This window comes from Rahnella sp. R3(2024), assembly GCF_042920125.1.
GTDB lineage: Bacteria > Pseudomonadota > Gammaproteobacteria > Enterobacterales > Enterobacteriaceae > Rahnella > Rahnella rivi.
Genome location: NZ_JBHGBU010000001.1, coordinates 3,927,692 through 3,944,811 on the forward strand (window position 1 = coordinate 3,927,692; position 17,120 = coordinate 3,944,811).

The window sequence follows — 17,120 nt, forward strand, 5'->3', positions numbered from 1 at the left end:
ATGCCGCTATTCGAACACCATTATGCCGATCAACTGGACGGATTTTACACTGCCTTGCCACCCACGCCGCTCAAGGGCGCGCGGCTCTTGTATCACAGCGCACCACTCGCGCGGGATCTGGGGCTGGATGAAACGCTCTTCGATGATGCCCACCGCGAATTCTGGTGCGGTGAGACATTTTTCCCCGGCATGTTGCCGCTGGCGCAGGTCTACAGCGGCCACCAGTTTGGTCAGTGGGCGGGGCAGCTGGGCGATGGCCGGGGTATTTTGCTGGGTGAACAGGTATTGCCTGACGGCAAACGTGTTGACTGGCACCTGAAAGGCGCCGGGCTGACGCCATATTCGCGCATGGGCGATGGCCGCGCAGTGTTGCGCTCCGTCATCCGTGAGTTTCTGGCCTCCGAAGCCTTACACCATTTGTCCATTCCGACCACGCGCGCGCTGACGATCGTCACCAGCGATCAGCCAGTATTTCGGGAGCAGCCTGAACGCGGCGCAATGCTGATGCGCATAGCTGAAAGCCATATCCGCTTCGGTCACTTCGAGCATTTCTATTACCGCAAACAGCCTGAACAGGTAAAAATGCTGGCCGACTATGTCATTGCTCATCACTGGCCGCAGCTGTCAGAAAATGAGCCCGTGGCGGCAATTCGCTACCAGCAATGGTTCAGCGACGTGGTGAAGCGAACGGCGGAAATGGTTGCCCGGTGGCAAAGTGTGGGGTTCGCGCACGGCGTGATGAACACCGACAATATGTCGATTCTCGGGCTGACGATGGATTATGGCCCCTACGGTTTTCTTGACGATTACCAGCCGGGTTACATCTGTAATCACTCGGATCATCAGGGGCGTTACAGTTACGATAATCAGCCGGCAGTCGCGTACTGGAATCTTCACCGGCTGGCGCAGACGCTGTCCGGGCTGATGAGCACCGAACAGTTGCAGGCCGCGCTGAGCGGGTATGAGCCAGCGCTGATGAAAGCCTACGGCACGCTGATGCGGGGAAAACTTGGGTTCTTTACCGAGAATAAGCAGGACAACAATCTGCTCACCGGGTTGCTGAGTCTGATGGAAAAAGAGGGCAGGGATTTCACGCAAACTTTCCGGTTGCTCAGCCAGGTTGAGCAGCAACAGGCCACGTCGCCGCTGCGCGATGCGTTTATTGACCGCGCGGCGTTTGACAGGTGGTACCAGAGTTATCGTCAGCGTTTGCAGGAAGAGGGCGTGGACGACGCCACCCGTCAGCAGGCAATGAAATTGAGTAATCCGCGCATCATTCTGCGTAATTACCTGGCACAGCAGGCCATTGAGCTGGCGGAAGTGGACGATATCAGTGCACTGACGGAGTTACATCAGGCGTTGCAGGATCCGTACGGTGACGATCCGCAGTACGATCATCTGACCGTACTGCCGCCTGACTGGGGCAAACATCTGGAAATTTCCTGCTCAAGCTGAACCGCACGCTCTGCGGGCAGATTTACTGCCGCAGAAAGACCTGTGGTAACGCCGTTTCCGGATGCGGGCAGACGTTCAAATCTGCCTGATACCAGCGGCTCAATGTCTCCTCGCTCAATACTGCGGCAGGTGTTCCGCTGGCGACCACTCTGCCGCTGTGCAACAAAATGATCCTGTCGGCATACAGCGCCGCCAGATTCAGATCATGCAGCACGCAACACACGGACAGCGGCGTCTGCTGCGTCAGCTGGCGTAACAGGCGCAGCGCATGTTGCTGATGATACAAATCCAGTGCCGATGTCGGTTCGTCCAGAAACAACCAGCGCGGTGAAGGGTCGGGCTGCCAGAGCTGAATCAGTACGCGGGCCAGCTGGACGCGCTGCTGTTCACCGCCTGACAGATGACGATAATCACGATCCGCCAGATTCAGACAACCGGTTTGCGCCATGACGTCGTTCAGCGCCTGCTGCATATTCAGCTGACCATGCGGCGACCGCCCGAGCGTCAGCACTTCCCGCACACTGAAACCAAACGCCAGCGTACTGTTCTGTCGCATTACCGCACGGGTACGCGCCAGTTCCTGCGCGGGCCACTCTGTCAGCGCTTTTCCCTGCAAGGTACAACGGCCTTTTTGCGGTGCCAGATAGCCGGTCAGCATGCGCATCAGTGTCGATTTTCCGGCACCGTTAGGGCCAATCAACGCCACCATTTCACCGCTGTGCAGACTCAGCGACACATCGTCAATTAACCGGCGGCCTTCAACGGCGTACACCAGATTTTCTGCCACCAGGGCGGAGGAAAAATCAGACATTACGCGGTACTCCAGGGCGAAGAATCAGCCATAAAAAATAAGGACCGCCGATGATACTGGTGATCAACCCGACCGGCATTTCTGCCGGTGCCACCAGTGTGCGGGCCAGCGTGTCGGCCAGTAAGAGCAGGCAGGCACCCGCCATCGCCGAACCCGGCAGCAGCCAGCGATGATCGGCACCGATGCGCATGCGCAGCAAATGCGGGATCACCAGTCCGATAAAACCAATCACGCCTGACACAGCCACCGCGGCACCGACCAGCAGCGCGCTAAGAAGCAGCAATTGCAACTGCGTCCGGCGAACATTGACGCCGAGGTAATGCGCATCCTCTTCGCCCAGTTGCAAAATATTAAGACGGCGTGACATGAAAAAGGTGGCGATACAGGCGGGCAAAATAAGGGAGGAGGCCACCGCCAGCGTCGGCCATTGCGCCTGCCCGAGGCTGCCCATACTCCACAGCGAGAACTGGCGCAGTTGCTGATCGTCACTGACATAGGTCAGCACGCCAACCGCCGCGCCGCACAGTGCATTAATCGCAATTCCGGCCAACAGCAGGCGCGATAATCCGCCGTGTCCGAACCGGCTCAGCGTGAAAACCACCAGTGAAATCGCCAGGCTGCCGGCAAAAGCGCTGATCATATGGCTGTACAACGCCAGCAACGGCGGCAGGGCCAGCGGCATCACGATGGTCAGCGCCACCGCCAGCGCGGCACCGCTGCTGATCCCAAGCAGGCCCGGATCGGCCAGCGGATTGCGGAACAGCCCCTGCATCACCGCGCCGGAACTTGCCAGCGCACAGCCGACCACCACCGCCAGCAACACGCGCGGCAGGCGGACGGTTAACCACACCTGCCACAATCCGTCACTGAACGGCAGGCCAGCCAGAGTGCGCAGAGACAGCGACATGGCACCGGTATTCGCCGCCAGAATAGCCAGCAGCAGCAGAGCTCCACCGAGGCCCGTGAGCGCCCAGACCGGCGAGCGCCGGCGGGATGGCATTGGGGGGCTCATGCTGCTCATTTAACGTTTTCCGCCGCCTGACGGAGCTGAGTCATCACTGCCGGAGTTTGTAATCCAAAGCCCAGCAGGGACATATCATCGAGCACCAGTACGCGTTTGTTTTTACCGGCTGGCGTCATTGCCACGCCGGGTAATTTCCACACCTGATCCATTCCGCCTAAACTTTTAATTCCGTCAGCGGTCAGCAGCAAAATGTCCGGCGCGCTGGCAATCACCCCTTCCTGGGACAGCGGACGATAGCGGCTGAAACCTTGCATGGCATTCTTCGCGCCAACCGACGTGATCATCGCATCGGCTGCCGTATCCTGACCGGCGGCCATCGAGTTCATGCCGCCGTGGCTCATCACAAACAGCATTTTTACCGGCAGAGGATCGTGTTTGACGGCAGAAAGCTGGGTGCGATAAGTCGCAATCAGCTTTTCACCTTCAGCCTGACGGTTCAGCGCTTTGGCAATCACATCAATCTTTTTCGGCACGGCATCCACTGACGCCATACCTGGCACGCGGACGACCTTCACACCGTTTTGTGCCAATTGCTGTAATACCAGCGAAGGCTCGGCCAGTTCACTGCTCAGTACCATCGTCGGGTGCATGGAGAGAATGCCCTCGGTATTAAGCTGACGCATATAGCCGACGTCCGGCAGCGCCAGCACGGCTTTAGGGCGCAGACTGGTGCTGTCGCGCGCCACCAGTTCATTGCCCGCACCCAGTGCGTAAACAATTTCAGTCACGTCACCGCCGATACTGACCAGCTTTTCTGCGGCGTGAAGCAGCGGCGAAGAGAGCAGGGCGACGGTGGCGATCAGCGTTTTCAGTGTGTGTTTCATGCCGTGGCGCCTTCGTTGCTCAGTTGTGCCAGCTGTTCGCGCCATTGCGTTTGTTCAGGCGTGCCTTCGGTGCGCTGACCATACAGTTGCGCAATCTGAGTGCCATCTGCGGCGAACAGTTCCAGACTGGTGACAAAGCCATCTTTGGTAGGTTTACGGGTGATCCAGCTCTCTGCAATGGCACTTTCCACCAGATGAAGCGTGAAACGCGTATTGAAAACGTTGATCCATTCGCCGTGTGGCATCACTTTTTCGATCTTGCCGGTGAAGATTTGCACACAGCCTTTGTTACCGATGAAAATCATGATCTCGTTCTGACTGTCTTTGGCGATGTTCAGTAAACGCGTGAGGGAATCGTTTTCAACCCGCCAGGCCAGATCATCGCCAACCGCGTTGAATGCCTGCTGGCGCGTGACATCATGACGTTTAAGCAACTGGAAAAACTGGTGAACGTCTGTCATCGCACGCCATTCGGCATCAAGAGTGCTGGTGTCTGCAGGTGTCGGTTCCGGTGAAGCGGGTGCGGCTTCGAGTTGCAGCGGCGGGTTAACGTCGCTTTTGTACTGTTCAACCAGCGCATTCCACGCCGCCATGTCCGTTTCATCGGTGGTATAGACTTTATGCACCGCCTCGCCCTGAGCATCAAAGAACTGAATGCTGTGACGATCGCCGCGAGCGGTGGATTCCGTCATGCTGAAAATGTGCAACCAGTGTTGCAGGAACAGGCGCAAATCCAGCGCACGCGGATTGAGGATAAGCCCGGCGTGTCCGTTCAGATGCTGATTCTGATAATGGCCCTGTTGTTCGTGAACGGCATATTCGTTGCGGGTGATGGATTTTGTGCCGCCGACGTGTTCCAGCGCGGCGAGCAGCGTGCGGGCATCAACATTCAGTCTTGCTGCGTCGTGGGAAACGCGCAGGGCCGTTAATTCGGCTTCGCTGATACCAAGAATGTTGGCCAGATCGCGTGCGTATTTACCTGGATTAGCGTCTTTTGCCTGTAAATAATCCTGATAGTGAACTGAATGCATGGCTGTCTCCTCGTAGTCTTAAACGTCATCCGCCATTGGGCAGATAAAAATTTCAGCTGTTATGTGAATGATTTGTAAAATATTCTTCCGACTGACCACTATCTCGCTCAGGCATGGTAATGGGAATTAATATCAATTTGATAATCATTATCAAATCATTGCAGAAACACATCAAGAAAATTTTTGTTGGCAGAATGTAATTTTCGGAAAATAGCCCTTTAAATACCGGGGGATAACGCAGTGGTTTGGAACATATTGAGGTGAACGTCAGGGCGATCTGAAGGCATAAAAAAGGGCAACGTGAACGTTGCCCTGGGCTCTCTTGCGCGGTTTACCGGAAGGGATCAGAACCGGCTGTCGGTAGCATCCGTCAGCATGGACAGCAGCGTTTCTGTATCTTCCCAGCTCAGGCAAGGGTCGGTAATGGATTTTCCGTATACCAGCGGTTTGTCGGGCACGATAGGCTGAGTCCCTTCGACCAGGAAACTTTCCGCCATGATGCCTGCTACCGCTGTTGAACCGCTGCGAATTTGCTCGCAGATATCGGCCGCAACATCCAGCTGGCGCCGGTGCTGTTTCTGACAGTTACCGTGACTGAAATCAATGATCAGGCGCTGTGGCAGGTCGAATTCGGCAAGATTCAGACATGCCTGTTTAAGATCTTCAGCATGATAATTCGGTTTTTTACCACCGCGCATAATGACATGGCCGTAAGGATTACCGGCGGTGCGATAGATCGTCATCTGACCGTTTTTGTCCGGCGACAGGAACATATGGCTGGTGCGGGAGGAGCGCATAGCATCAATGGCGATGCGAGTGTTGCCGTCTGTACCGTTTTTAAAACCCACCGGACAGGACAGGGCGGACGCCATTTCGCGATGGATCTGGCTCTCAGTGGTACGCGCACCGATAGCGCCCCAGCTGATGAGATCGGCAATATACTGGCCGATCACCATATCCAAAAATTCGGTCGCGGTAGGAATACCCAACTCATTGATGGCCAGTAAGACTTTGCGCGCCAGCTCGATACCCTCATTAACGCGGCATGAGCCGTTTAACTCCGGATCTGAAATCAGACCTTTCCAGCCCACCACGGTGCGGGGTTTCTCAAAATAGGTTCGCATCACGATTTCAAGGCGATCCTGATATTTCTCACGCAGAACATTCAGCTTTCCGGCGTAATCAATAGCGGCTTCAATATCATGAATTGAGCAGGGCCCGACAACCACCAGCAGACGCGGGTCTTCACCGGTAATAATTTTTTCAATACGTTTACGTGATGCCATCACGTGTTGGGCGACCGACGGGGATATTGGCAATTTATCTGCCAGTGCCTGAGGCGTAATCAGGCTGTCGATGCGCGTCGTACGCAGCTCATCTGTTTGTGACATGGTGCTCTCTAAAATTTGTTTCTTCGCTGCGGCAGGAATACCGGGAAGTGATGGCGATCACAATAACGTAATAACAGATGAATTCAACCACTGTTGGCGGGTTATGCCACCCACATCAGCAAAAGGCTCAGAACATGCGGCGACTCATGCCGAAGCTGTCCATGATCTTCGCTGCAATCTCCTCAACAGAATAGTTTGTGCTGTTGAGATAGCGGATCTGGTTTTTACGGAAAAGTGCTTCCACTTCAGAGACTTCCATCCGGCACTGGCGCAGGGAGGCGTAGCGGCTGTTTTCCACCCGTTCCTGACGTATAGCGGTTAAGCGTTCAGGGTCGATGGTCAGCCCGAAAAGCTTATGCATATGAGGTTTCAGTGCCGCAGGCAGCTGAATATTATCCATATCATCGGCGGTAAACGGGTAGTTTGCCGCGCGGATCCCAAACTGGAGTGCCAGATAGAGGCTGGTCGGTGTTTTGCCGCAGCGGGACACGCCCAGCAAAATCACCTGCGCCTGATCCAGATTTCGCAAAGAAATCCCGTCGTCATGGGCCAGGGTGTAATCAATGGCGGCAATACGTGCATCGTATTTAGTGATATTGCTGGCGGTCAGGCCGTGCGTGCGGTTGGCAATCGGCGTTGGCTCCACGCCCAGCTCATTTTGCAGCGGCGCCACCAGAGACTGCACAATATCCTGACAAAACCCTTCACTGGCTTTGATGATGTCACGAATGTCCGGTGAAACGATCGAGTAAAACACCAGCGGGCGGTCACCCGTGTTTTCATAAATGGTGTTGATTTGCTCGCACACTTTTCTAGCGCGTTCCTCACTCTCGACGAAAGGGAGCGAATACGTGGTCGCGTTGACCGGAAACTGTGACAACACGGCATGGCCTAATACCTCAGCCGTAATTGCCGTACCGTCGGAAATGTAAAATACACATCTGTCCACACACCGCTCCTGAAATTCTTTCTGTTTACCTCACCCTTTCGGGAACACGCTTAGTAATACCGAGAAATTTCATAAATAAAAAGGCTATTTCATCTGACCCTCAGACTTATGTTCATTGCTGCGAGACAGTGCGCAAAATGACTGTAATAAATGAAATGGGATTTTAATTTTTTCGCGATTCTCCGCAGCTTTTTGATTTGCTTCAGCAGTGCGTCAGCTTCTCTGGTAGCCTGATGTTTGTGACGGGTTTACAGACAATTTCATGCTGATTCATAAGGAATATTGTGATTTCCACCTGAACGGTTTGCTGCCGGGCTGTGGAATTTTCCGAAACAAAAATAGTTTGTTTTGCTGGATCGATTCACCTGTCATGCTCTTATGGATCATTATGCTAGTCTCGAAATAACAGCGTGATATATGAACCGGTGTTAACAGACACGCTGTCAGATAAAATTAAGTCATTTGTCTTCTGACTGTGCGAATGAATGACGACTCTCTGCTCTCCTACTGAATATTAAGAAAGGATTGTTTCATGGCTCATCTCGATCCCGATTTACGCAATGTTATCTGGTACAACCAACTGGGTATGAACGACGTTGATAAAGTCGGGGGCAAGAACGCATCCCTCGGGGAAATGATCACCAATTTGTCTGAGTTAGGGGTATCTGTCCCTAATGGTTTTGCCACCACCTCTCAGGCTTTCAATGACTTTCTCGACCAAAGCGGCGTGAATCATCGCATCCATGAGTTACTGGATAAAACCGATGTAGATGATATTGCGCAGTTAACGCAGGCGGGGGAAAAAATTCGACAGTGGATAGTGGAAACGCCTTTCCTGCCTGAGTTCGAAGCCTCCCTGCGCGAGGCTTATCAGCAACTTTCTGAAGGTGAGCCTGATGCTTCTTTTGCTGTGCGTTCTTCCGCCACGGCTGAAGATATGCCCGATGCCTCTTTTGCCGGGCAACAGGAAACATTTCTCAACGTTCAGGGTTTCGATGCCGTACTGACTGCAGTGAAGCACGTTTACGCGTCGTTATTTAACGATCGTGCAATCTCGTATCGTGTGCATCAGGGTTATGATCATCGCGGCGTTGCGCTTTCAGCCGGCGTTCAACGCATGGTGCGTTCTGACCTTGCGGCCGCAGGGGTGATGTTCACCATAGATACTGAGTCTGGTTTTGATCAGGTGGTCTTTATCACGTCAGCCTTTGGCCTGGGCGAAATGGTGGTTCAGGGCGCGGTAAACCCGGATGAGTTCTACGTGCACAAGCCGACGCTGGCGAAAAACAAGCCGGCCATCGTGCGCCGCACCATGGGCTCCAAGAAAATTCGCATGGTGTATGCAGCCAGCCAGGAGCATGGCAAACAAGTTCAGATTGAAGATGTGCCCGCCCAACTCAGCACAACATTCTCGCTGACGGACGAAGAAATTCAGGCGCTGGCGCGTCAGGCATTGTTAATTGAAAAACATTATGGCCGTCCGATGGATATCGAATGGGCGAAAGACGGACATAACGGCAAGCTGTATATCGTGCAGGCGCGCCCGGAAACTGTACGCTCTAACGGCCAGGTGATGGAGCGTTACCAGCTCAACGGCAGCAGTAACGTGCTGGTGGAAGGCCGGGCAATCGGTCACCGTATCGGCGCGGGCCCGGTTAAAATCATTCATGACATCAGTGAAATGCATCACGTTAAGCCCGGCGATGTACTGGTGACCGACATGACCGATCCTGACTGGGAACCGATCATGAAAAAAGCGTCGGCGATTGTCACCAACCGCGGTGGCCGAACCTGTCATGCGGCGATCATTGCCCGTGAACTGGGGATCCCGGCAGTGGTTGGCTGTGGTGATGCCACTGAAAAACTGAAAGAAAACCAGAAGGTCACGGTGTCCTGTTCCGAGGGCGACACCGGTTATGTGTATCAGGATGAGCTGGACTTCACGATACAAAGTTCTGAGGTAGATGAACTTCCGGCGCTTCCGCTGAAAATTATGATGAATATCGGTAACCCGGATCGCGCATTTGATTTTGCCTGCCTGCCAAATGAAGGTGTTGGTCTGGCGCGGTTAGAATTCATTATCAACCGCATGATAGGGGTGCATCCGAAAGCATTGCTGGAATTTGACCAGCAGACGCCGGAGTTGCAGACCGAAATCAGTAAACTTATTCAGGGATATGACAGCCCGCGTGAGTATTACGTGGCGCGTCTGACCGAAGGGATCGCCACGCTGGGCGCGGCTTTCTGGCCAAAACGCGTGATCGTGCGTTTGTCTGATTTCAAATCGAATGAATACGCCAACCTGGTCGGTGGCGAGAAATACGAACCGCATGAAGAAAACCCGATGCTGGGTTTCCGTGGTGCGGGCCGTTACGTGTCAGACAGCTTCCGCGATTGTTTTGCGCTGGAATGTGAAGCCATGAAACGGGTGCGTAATGACATGGACCTGACCAATGTTGAAGTGATGATCCCGTTCGTTCGCACCGTTGCACAGGCAGAAGCCGTGGTTGCAGAACTGGCCCGTCAGGGATTAACACGTGGTGAGAACGGCCTTAAAGTCATCATGATGTGTGAAATCCCATCGAATGCGCTGCTGGCAGATCAGTTCCTTGAACACTTCGACGGTTTCTCTATTGGCTCAAACGACATGACCCAGCTCACGCTGGGGCTGGATCGCGATTCCGGCGTGGTGTCTGAGCTCTTTGATGAACGTAACGAAGCGGTGAAAGCACTTTTATCGATGGCGATTAAAGCAGCGAAGAAACAGGGCAAGTACGTAGGCATCTGCGGACAAGGTCCTTCTGATCATCAGGACTTTGCCCAGTGGCTGATGGAAGAGGGTATCGACAGCTTGTCGCTCAATCCGGATACCGTCGTGCAGACCTGGCTGGCGCTGGCAGGCAAGTAAATAAATTCCGAATGTAAGTGAAATAATGAATGCAGGCCATCGTGTAAAAGCGATGGCTTTTTTTATGAACTAAAAATACCGGGGCATGTCAGGTGCGAAAAATAACCAAGGGCAAATTTTGGATAAAAAAAAGCCCGTCACGAAGACAGGCAAAGACTACACACAGCAATTTGGGGTATACATGCTTTAGGGGAAAGCGTGTATATAAATCAGTGGGTTGAAATCCGAACTGTTAATAATACTAGGTTTCTCAAGGTATTTAGTCTGTAAGAATCCTCCTAATAGGTTTTATTATTAGCTGAAAGAGGATAAGACGTTTTTTTAACACAAGAAGAGACAAAAATATTGGCGGGAATAACAGGCAGTGGCGTTGTCTCATTATTCAGATGAGACAACGCCAGAGCGTTAGTGAATGTCTGAAGGTATCACTCGTTTAGCGCTTTTAATGCTTCTTCCGGGTTTGACTCAGGCTCTGGTGCCTCATGCACCCAAAGCGAAATCAGGCGGTATGAAACGGCCAGTACTACCGGGCCGATGAACAGACCAATCATGCCGAAAGCAAACAGACCACCGATAACGCCAGACAAAATCAGCAACATAGGCAAATCGGCACCCATGCGGATCAGCACCGGGCGCAGCACATTATCCAGTGAACCGACCACACAACTCCAGACCAGCAGCACCGTACCCCAGGTATTATCACCTGACCAGTAAAGCCAGATGATGGCAGGGATAAGCACCAGCAACGGGCCGATTTGCGCGACGCAGCAGACAAACATCACGACGGTTAATACGGTCGCATAAGGAATGCCGGCAATCGCCAGCCCGATACCGCCGAGAACGGATTGCACAATGGCGGTCACGACCACACCCAGAGCGACCGCGCGGATCGCCTGACCGGCAAGGATGACAGCCGCGTCGCCGCGCTCTGCCGCCAGACGCACCGCGAAGTGGCGGATCCCCATCGCGACTTGTTCACCCCGGCTGTAGAGCAGGGCGCTGAACAACAACATAAGAGAACAGTGAACGATAAAGCGCCCCAGATGCCCGGCCTGCGTCAGGAACCAGGATGCCGTTTGTCCGACGTAAGGCTGTACTTTGGTCATCAAAACATTGCCACCGCCATTAATCAGCGCGTGCCAGCCGTAATACAGTTTATGGCCCACCAGCGGGATCGCTTTCAGCCACTGAAAATCCGGCATATGCAAGGTCGACGGATTGCCTGCCAGCGCCACCAGCGGCGCGCCATTTTCAATGGCACTGCTGACCAGTAAAGCAATGGGTAAGACAAAGAGTAAGATCAGCAGCAGGGTCATGACGATGACGGCAAGGAAACGTCGCCCCCACAAAATGCGCTGTAATTTGATCATCAGCGGCCAGGTGGCAATCACCACCATGCCCGCCCAGGCAAAGCCTAATATAAAGGGCTGAACTATCCAGATGCTGGCGACAGTCATCAGCGCAATAAAGAGCACCCCAAACATAATTTGTGGTAAGTCATAACGTTTAATTGGGAGATTCATTCATGTTTCTCATAAGGATAAACGAAGAGGCTTCAGCCTTGAGCCTCCAAAATAGAGATACGCCGCGCCGACGGCATCCATCAATAATCATGGAACATTCAGTCAGGTTTGGATAGCGCGCCGCAAATTTAGTTGCAACACGGTGTTGCCAGACCGGCATTTTGCGGAACGTCATGAAACAATTGAAACAAAGGTCAACCAGACGGAGCGCTTAAAAACGAAGTATGTTAGTTTTTATTCTGGGTAAAGAACAGGGTGGATCTGCCCGGCAGATCCGGCAAGCGCTTAGCGTTTGCCAGGCATACAACAAAGACAGAGTCATAATTCAATGATCCCACAGATTTCTCAGGCGCCGGGTGTCATCCAGCTGGTGCTCGATTTTTTGGAAGCCTTAAAGAGCAACGGTTTTACCGGTGATCTCACCACGACATACGCGGATCGCCTGACGATGGCGACTGACAACAGCGTATATCAGCTGTTACCGGATGCGGTCCTGTTTCCGCTGGCAACCTCAGACGTTGCCCTGATTGCCCGCGTTGCCGGGCAGGAACGTTTTAAAACGCTGGTCTTCGCGCCGCGCGGCGGGGGCACGGGCACGAACGGTCAGGCTCTGAACCGCGGCATAGTGGTTGATATGTCCCGTCATATGAACCGTATTCTGGATATCAATACTGAACAGGGGTGGGTCAAGGTTGAGGCTGGTGTTATCAAAGACCAGCTTAATGACTATCTGCGCCCCTTGGGTTATTTCTTCTCACCTGAATTGTCGACCAGCAACCGCGCGACGCTCGGCGGCATGATCAATACCGATGCGTCAGGGCAGGGGTCGCTGGTTTATGGCAAAACCTCAGACCATGTTCTCGGGGTGAGGGCGATTGTGCTCGGTGGGGAGATGCTCGATACCACCGCCATGCCTGCTGCGCTTGCCGACAAACTCGGTGAAGAAGACTCGGTGATTGGCAGAATCTACCGCACGGTATTAGACAGTTGTCGCGATAACCGAGCGCTGGTGATTGAAAAGTTTCCAAAACTTAACCGTTTCCTCACCGGTTACGATTTGCGCCACGTATTAAGCGATGACCTGCAGACATTTAACCTGACACGGATCCTGACCGGTTCCGAAGGTTCGCTGGCGTTTATTACTGAAGCGCGCCTGAATATCACCCCCATCCCCAAAGTGCGTCGGCTGGTCAATATTAAGTACGACTCCTTTAATTCAGCGCTGCGTAACGCGCCGTTTATGGTCGACGCCAGAGCGTTGTCAGTGGAAACCGTCGATTCAAAGGTGCTGAATCTGGCACGTGAGGATATCGTCTGGCACAGCGTCCGTGAGTACATTAAGGACGTTGACGGCAAAGATATGCAGGGGTTGAACATTGTTGAATTCGCCGGTGACGACGCCGATCTGATTGAAGATCAGGTGAGTGCATTATGCGAACGTCTTGACGGGCTCATGAGCGACAAGGAAGGCGGGGTGATTGGCTATCAGATTTGCGCCGATCTCGCCGGAATCGAACGTATTTACAATATGCGTAAGAAAGCGGTCGGGCTGCTGGGTAATGCCAAGGGGCAGGCAAAACCGCTGCCGTTTGCAGAGGACACCTGCGTGCCTCCGCAGCATCTGGCGGATTACATCGTGGAGTTTCGCGCACTTCTCGACAGCCACAATCTGAGCTACGGCATGTTCGGGCACGTTGATGCGGGTGTACTGCATGTGCGTCCGGCACTCGACATGTGTGATCCGCAGCAGGAGATGTTGCTGAAACAGATTTCTGACGAGGTGGTGGCGCTGACGGCCAAGTACGGCGGCTTGCTGTGGGGCGAACACGGCAAAGGTTTTCGCGCCGAATACAGTCCTGCATTTTTCGGCGAAACGTTGTTCCATGAATTACGACGGATAAAAACCGCCTTCGACCCTGATAACCGCCTGAACCCCGGCAAAATCTGTGCGCCGCTTGACTGCGATGAGCCGATGATGAAAGTGGATGCCGCCAAACGGGGCACCCTGGACCGGCGCATTCCGCTCGAGGTGCGTCAGTCATTCCGTGGCGCGATGGAATGTAATGGCAACGGTCTGTGTTTTAACTTTGATGTGAAAAGCCCGATGTGCCCGTCAATGAAGATTACCGGCAGCCGTATTCATTCGCCTAAGGGCCGCGCAGGTCTGGTGCGCGAGTGGCTGAGATTGCTGTCAGAGCAGGGCGTTGATCCGCTGGTGCTGGAAAATGCCCTGCCGGAAAAAGGCCTCAGTTTCCGCAGTCTGATCGATCGCACGCGTAATACGTGGCATGCCAATAAAGGCGAATATGATTTTTCACATGAAGTTAAAGAGGCCATGTCAGGCTGTCTTGCCTGTAAAGCCTGTTCAACGCAATGTCCGATAAAAATAGATGTTCCCGGGTTCCGTTCGCGTTTCCTCCAGCTTTATCACACTCGCTATCTGCGCCCAACCAGCGACCATGTGGTCGCGAGCGTGGAAAGTTATGCTCCGCTGATGGCGCGGGCGCCAAAGTTGTTTAACTTCTTCCTTAAACAACCCTGGGTGCGGGAGATGAGCCGCAAAAGCATCGGCATGGTGGATCTGCCGCTGCTGTCTTCTCCGACGCTGCGCGAGCAATTGCTGGGGCACCGCGCCAGTACGATGACGCTCGAACAGCTGGAAAAAATATCACCGGCTCAGCGAGGGGAATATGTTCTGGTCGTTCAGGATCCGTTCACCAGCTTCTACGATGCGCAGGTGGTGGCTGATTTCGTTCGTTTAATCGAAAAACTCGGCCTGAAGCCGGTGCTGTTGCCGTTCTCCCCGAACGGTAAGGCGCAGCATATAAAAGGTTTCCTGCAACGTTTTGCCAAAACGGCGAAGAAAACGTCGTTGTTCCTCAACCGCGTATCGCAATTGGGAATGCCGATGGTCGGCGTCGATCCTGCGTTGGTATTGTGTTATCGCGATGAATATAAAGAAATTCTCGGTGATACCCGCGGGTCTTTCCAGGTTCAGCTGGTGCACGAATGGCTGGATACCTGGCTGGCAGAACGTCCGGCGCAGCAGCAAAGCGGCGAATCGTGGTATCTGTTTGGGCACTGCACCGAAAGCACGGCGCTGCCGACCAGTGGAAAACAGTGGAGCGATATTTTTGCCCGTTACGGCGCGAAGCTGGAAAATGTCAGCGTCGGATGCTGCGGAATGGCAGGCACCTACGGTCATGAAGCTAAAAATCTAAAAAACTCACTCGGAATTTATGAGCTGTCATGGCATACCTCGCTGCAGCGCTTACCACGTCAGCGCTGTCTGGCGACGGGTTACTCATGCCGCAGCCAGGTCAAACGCATTGAGGGTAATGGGGTTCGCCATCCGCTACAGGCTCTGCTTGAAATCATTCCCTGAGGATAAGGAAGCACAATGTCATTCTGGAAAAGAACCACCACGCTTGAAGCGCTCAATGAGCGCAGTCAGGGATGCATGGTAGGGCATGTAGGGATAGTGTTTACCCGGCTGGGTGATGATTTTCTTGAAGCCACCATGCCGGTAGATGCCCGTACCACCCAACCTTTCGGTTTATTACACGGCGGCGCATCCGTGGTGCTGGCAGAAACCATGGGATCGATGGCTGGTTACCTGTGCAGTGAAGGTCAACAGACGGTGGTCGGCGTGGAGATTAACGCCAGCCATATGAAGTCGGCCAGAGAAGGCCATGTTCGCGGGGTGTGTCGTGCATTACGCACGGGGCGTCGCAGTCAGGTCTGGCAGATTGAGATTTTCGATCAGCAAGGTGAATTATGCTGTGTTTCCAGGCTAACGACGATGGTCATCGACAGATAACTAAAGTGAATGAGCGGGACTTATAGCGCTGGAAGGGGCGGACATACTGAAAAGTTGTCCGCCTTTTTTATTCAGAAGTCTTTCTGCGCTAACGTGTTGAAAATATATCAAAGATGATAAGGAACACGTTTTGCGAAGTCGGTCTGGAAGGCCGTCGCTTTTTCCCAGATGCCCAACATGGCATAATACTGGCAAATGAGTTTGAGCGTGTGCCGCGCAAAATGGTAGCTCTGAACACGGAAGAGTTCACATCGAACGACGCTGTTTATTTCCAGTATCAGGCGGTTATGCAGTTTGCATAACGCGTGCAGGTAACTGTGATCATCCCCGTTTTGCAGGCATAAATTGGCCATGTCCAGGCAAATGCTATTAAAGCGTTTCAGCTGGCACAGATGTGCCTCAGGGCGTCGTAAGGCTGCATCAGCCATATAGAAATCCACGGTGGCATCGCGGACAGTCGATTTGTATTCGTCAATCTTGCCTTGCAACCACGCATTTACCGATTGAGCCATTCTCAGTATTCCGGGTTATCTGAATGATAATCATTATCAAAGAATAAACATCATATTGGCAAAAAATCAGCGGATCAACGTTTTCATCGGATTTTTTCGTTTTGTCATCTGCCAAAGCATAGACAAAAAGAGCCTTATTATTGCGTTTAGGGTGAATTCATAAATAGGCATTTCCGATGAATGTTTTATAATAGACATAATGAAAGCTATTAAACCATGAGCTTTGTAAGGTTAATTTTGAGTTTTTTAACAAAAAATTGACAACTTATTCAATCAGTTGATGGTTGCGGTGTTCAAGACCCGCCAGCAACCGGACCCAAAGCCGATGCATATTGAGCGACGTTCCTCGTGGGTCATCGCTATACCCTCTTAAAACAAGAGGTTGAAGTGATAATTGTAATCACTAGAATAGAGACAATAGGTCTTGTCTATGACCATAAAACTATGAGGTAAGACAGATGCAAACTGAAACTGTCGGCTCGTTCTCTTTAGACGACAACGTATGGCAAGGCGTGATCCTGACCGATTCTGCGGCGAAACAGGTTAAGACCCTGATGACCCAGGATCCTGAAGTGAAAGGCCTCCAGCTCTCGGTAAAACAATCGGGCTGTGCCGGCTTTGGCTACGTTCTGGATTTAACCAAACAACCGGCCAGCGATGACCTGGTGTTTGAGCATGACGGCGCTTTGCTGTTTGTTCCGCTGAAGGCGATGCCTTTCATCGACGGAACCGAGGTGGATTTCGTCCGTGAAGGGCTGAATCAGATATTTAAATTCAATAATCCTAAAGCGCAACACGCCTGTGGTTGTGGCGAAAGTTTCGGCCTGTAAGACCGAGTCTTTTGATTTTTAAGATTATTGTAAACAAAGCGA

At 52.9% G+C, this 17,120-nt stretch carries 13 protein-coding genes; 5 read left to right on the forward strand and 8 right to left on the reverse strand.

Translation table 11 applies throughout. The features are described from left to right. The gene (locus ABSH60_RS17915; RefSeq protein WP_390975107.1) at positions 1-1,455 is read left to right on the forward strand and encodes a protein adenylyltransferase SelO family protein; all 1,455 of its coding nucleotides are present in this window, start codon (positions 1-3) and stop codon (positions 1,453-1,455) included. 22 nt (positions 1,456-1,477) lie between these two features. On the opposite strand, the gene ABSH60_RS17920 is transcribed toward ABSH60_RS17915, so the two are convergent. The 6 genes from ABSH60_RS17920 to ABSH60_RS17945 all read right to left on the reverse strand — a co-directional run bounded on the left by ABSH60_RS17920 (position 1,478) and on the right by ABSH60_RS17945 (position 7,485). Next, complete coding sequence (locus ABSH60_RS17920) at positions 1,478-2,266, reverse strand: heme ABC transporter ATP-binding protein (RefSeq protein WP_056773505.1); 789 nt, start codon at positions 2,264-2,266, stop codon at positions 1,478-1,480. Further along, entirely contained in the window at positions 2,259-3,266 is a 1,008-nt protein-coding gene (locus tag ABSH60_RS17925; RefSeq protein WP_136375160.1) for an iron ABC transporter permease, read from the reverse strand. The genes ABSH60_RS17920 and ABSH60_RS17925 overlap by 8 nt, the downstream gene beginning before the upstream one ends. A 17-nt stretch (positions 3,267-3,283) precedes the next feature. Then, a complete protein-coding gene (locus tag ABSH60_RS17930) occupies positions 3,284-4,114 on the reverse strand; it encodes an ABC transporter substrate-binding protein (RefSeq protein ID WP_390975109.1) in 831 nt (276 codons plus the stop codon). Continuing rightward, positions 4,111-5,145 carry a ChuX/HutX family heme-like substrate-binding protein gene (locus ABSH60_RS17935; RefSeq protein ID WP_390975111.1) on the reverse strand — a complete coding sequence of 345 codons (1,035 nt, stop codon included), beginning with the start codon at positions 5,143-5,145 and terminating at the stop codon, positions 4,111-4,113. Before ABSH60_RS17935 ends, ABSH60_RS17930 begins: the two co-directional genes overlap by 4 nt. 344 nt (positions 5,146-5,489) lie before the next feature. Further along, complete coding sequence (locus ABSH60_RS17940; RefSeq protein ID WP_390975113.1) at positions 5,490-6,536, reverse strand: 3-deoxy-7-phosphoheptulonate synthase; 1,047 nt, start codon at positions 6,534-6,536, stop codon at positions 5,490-5,492. 127 nt (positions 6,537-6,663) lie between these two features. Continuing rightward, entirely contained in the window at positions 6,664-7,485 is an 822-nt protein-coding gene (locus ABSH60_RS17945) for a pyruvate, water dikinase regulatory protein (protein ID WP_056773518.1), read from the reverse strand. A gap of 532 nt (positions 7,486-8,017) precedes the next feature. On the opposite strand from ABSH60_RS17945, the gene ppsA reads away from it, so the two are divergent. Next, a complete protein-coding gene (gene ppsA, locus ABSH60_RS17950; protein WP_122095591.1) occupies positions 8,018-10,393 on the forward strand; it encodes a phosphoenolpyruvate synthase in 2,376 nt (791 codons plus the stop codon). Between the two features lie 425 nt (positions 10,394-10,818). On the opposite strand, the gene ydiK is transcribed toward ppsA, so the two are convergent. Then, positions 10,819-11,916, reverse strand: a complete 1,098-nt coding sequence (ydiK, locus tag ABSH60_RS17955; protein WP_056773526.1) for an AI-2E family transporter YdiK — start codon at positions 11,914-11,916, stop codon at positions 10,819-10,821. A 328-nt stretch (positions 11,917-12,244) separates the two neighbouring features. Here ydiK and ABSH60_RS17960 point away from each other — a divergent pair, with 328 nt between their 5' ends. Then, positions 12,245-15,301, forward strand: coding sequence for an FAD-linked oxidase C-terminal domain-containing protein (locus tag ABSH60_RS17960; RefSeq protein ID WP_390975116.1), 3,057 nt, complete (start codon positions 12,245-12,247; stop codon positions 15,299-15,301). A 15-nt stretch (positions 15,302-15,316) separates the two neighbouring features. Further along, positions 15,317-15,736: a hotdog fold thioesterase gene (locus ABSH60_RS17965; RefSeq protein ID WP_056773534.1), complete on the forward strand. Its 420-nt coding sequence runs from the start codon at positions 15,317-15,319 to the stop codon at positions 15,734-15,736. A gap of 107 nt (positions 15,737-15,843) precedes the next feature. Here ABSH60_RS17965 and ABSH60_RS17970 read toward each other — a convergent pair whose 3' ends face one another. After that, on the reverse strand, positions 15,844-16,248 hold the full coding sequence (locus ABSH60_RS17970; RefSeq protein WP_056773538.1) for a hypothetical protein: 405 nt from the start codon (positions 16,246-16,248) through the stop codon (positions 15,844-15,846). A 458-nt stretch (positions 16,249-16,706) separates the two neighbouring features. Between ABSH60_RS17970 and sufA the strand changes: the two genes are divergently transcribed. Beyond that, positions 16,707-17,078 carry a Fe-S cluster assembly scaffold SufA gene (gene sufA, locus ABSH60_RS17975; RefSeq protein ID WP_056773540.1) on the forward strand — a complete coding sequence of 124 codons (372 nt, stop codon included), beginning with the start codon at positions 16,707-16,709 and terminating at the stop codon, positions 17,076-17,078. The last annotated feature ends 42 nt before the right edge of the window (positions 17,079-17,120 follow it).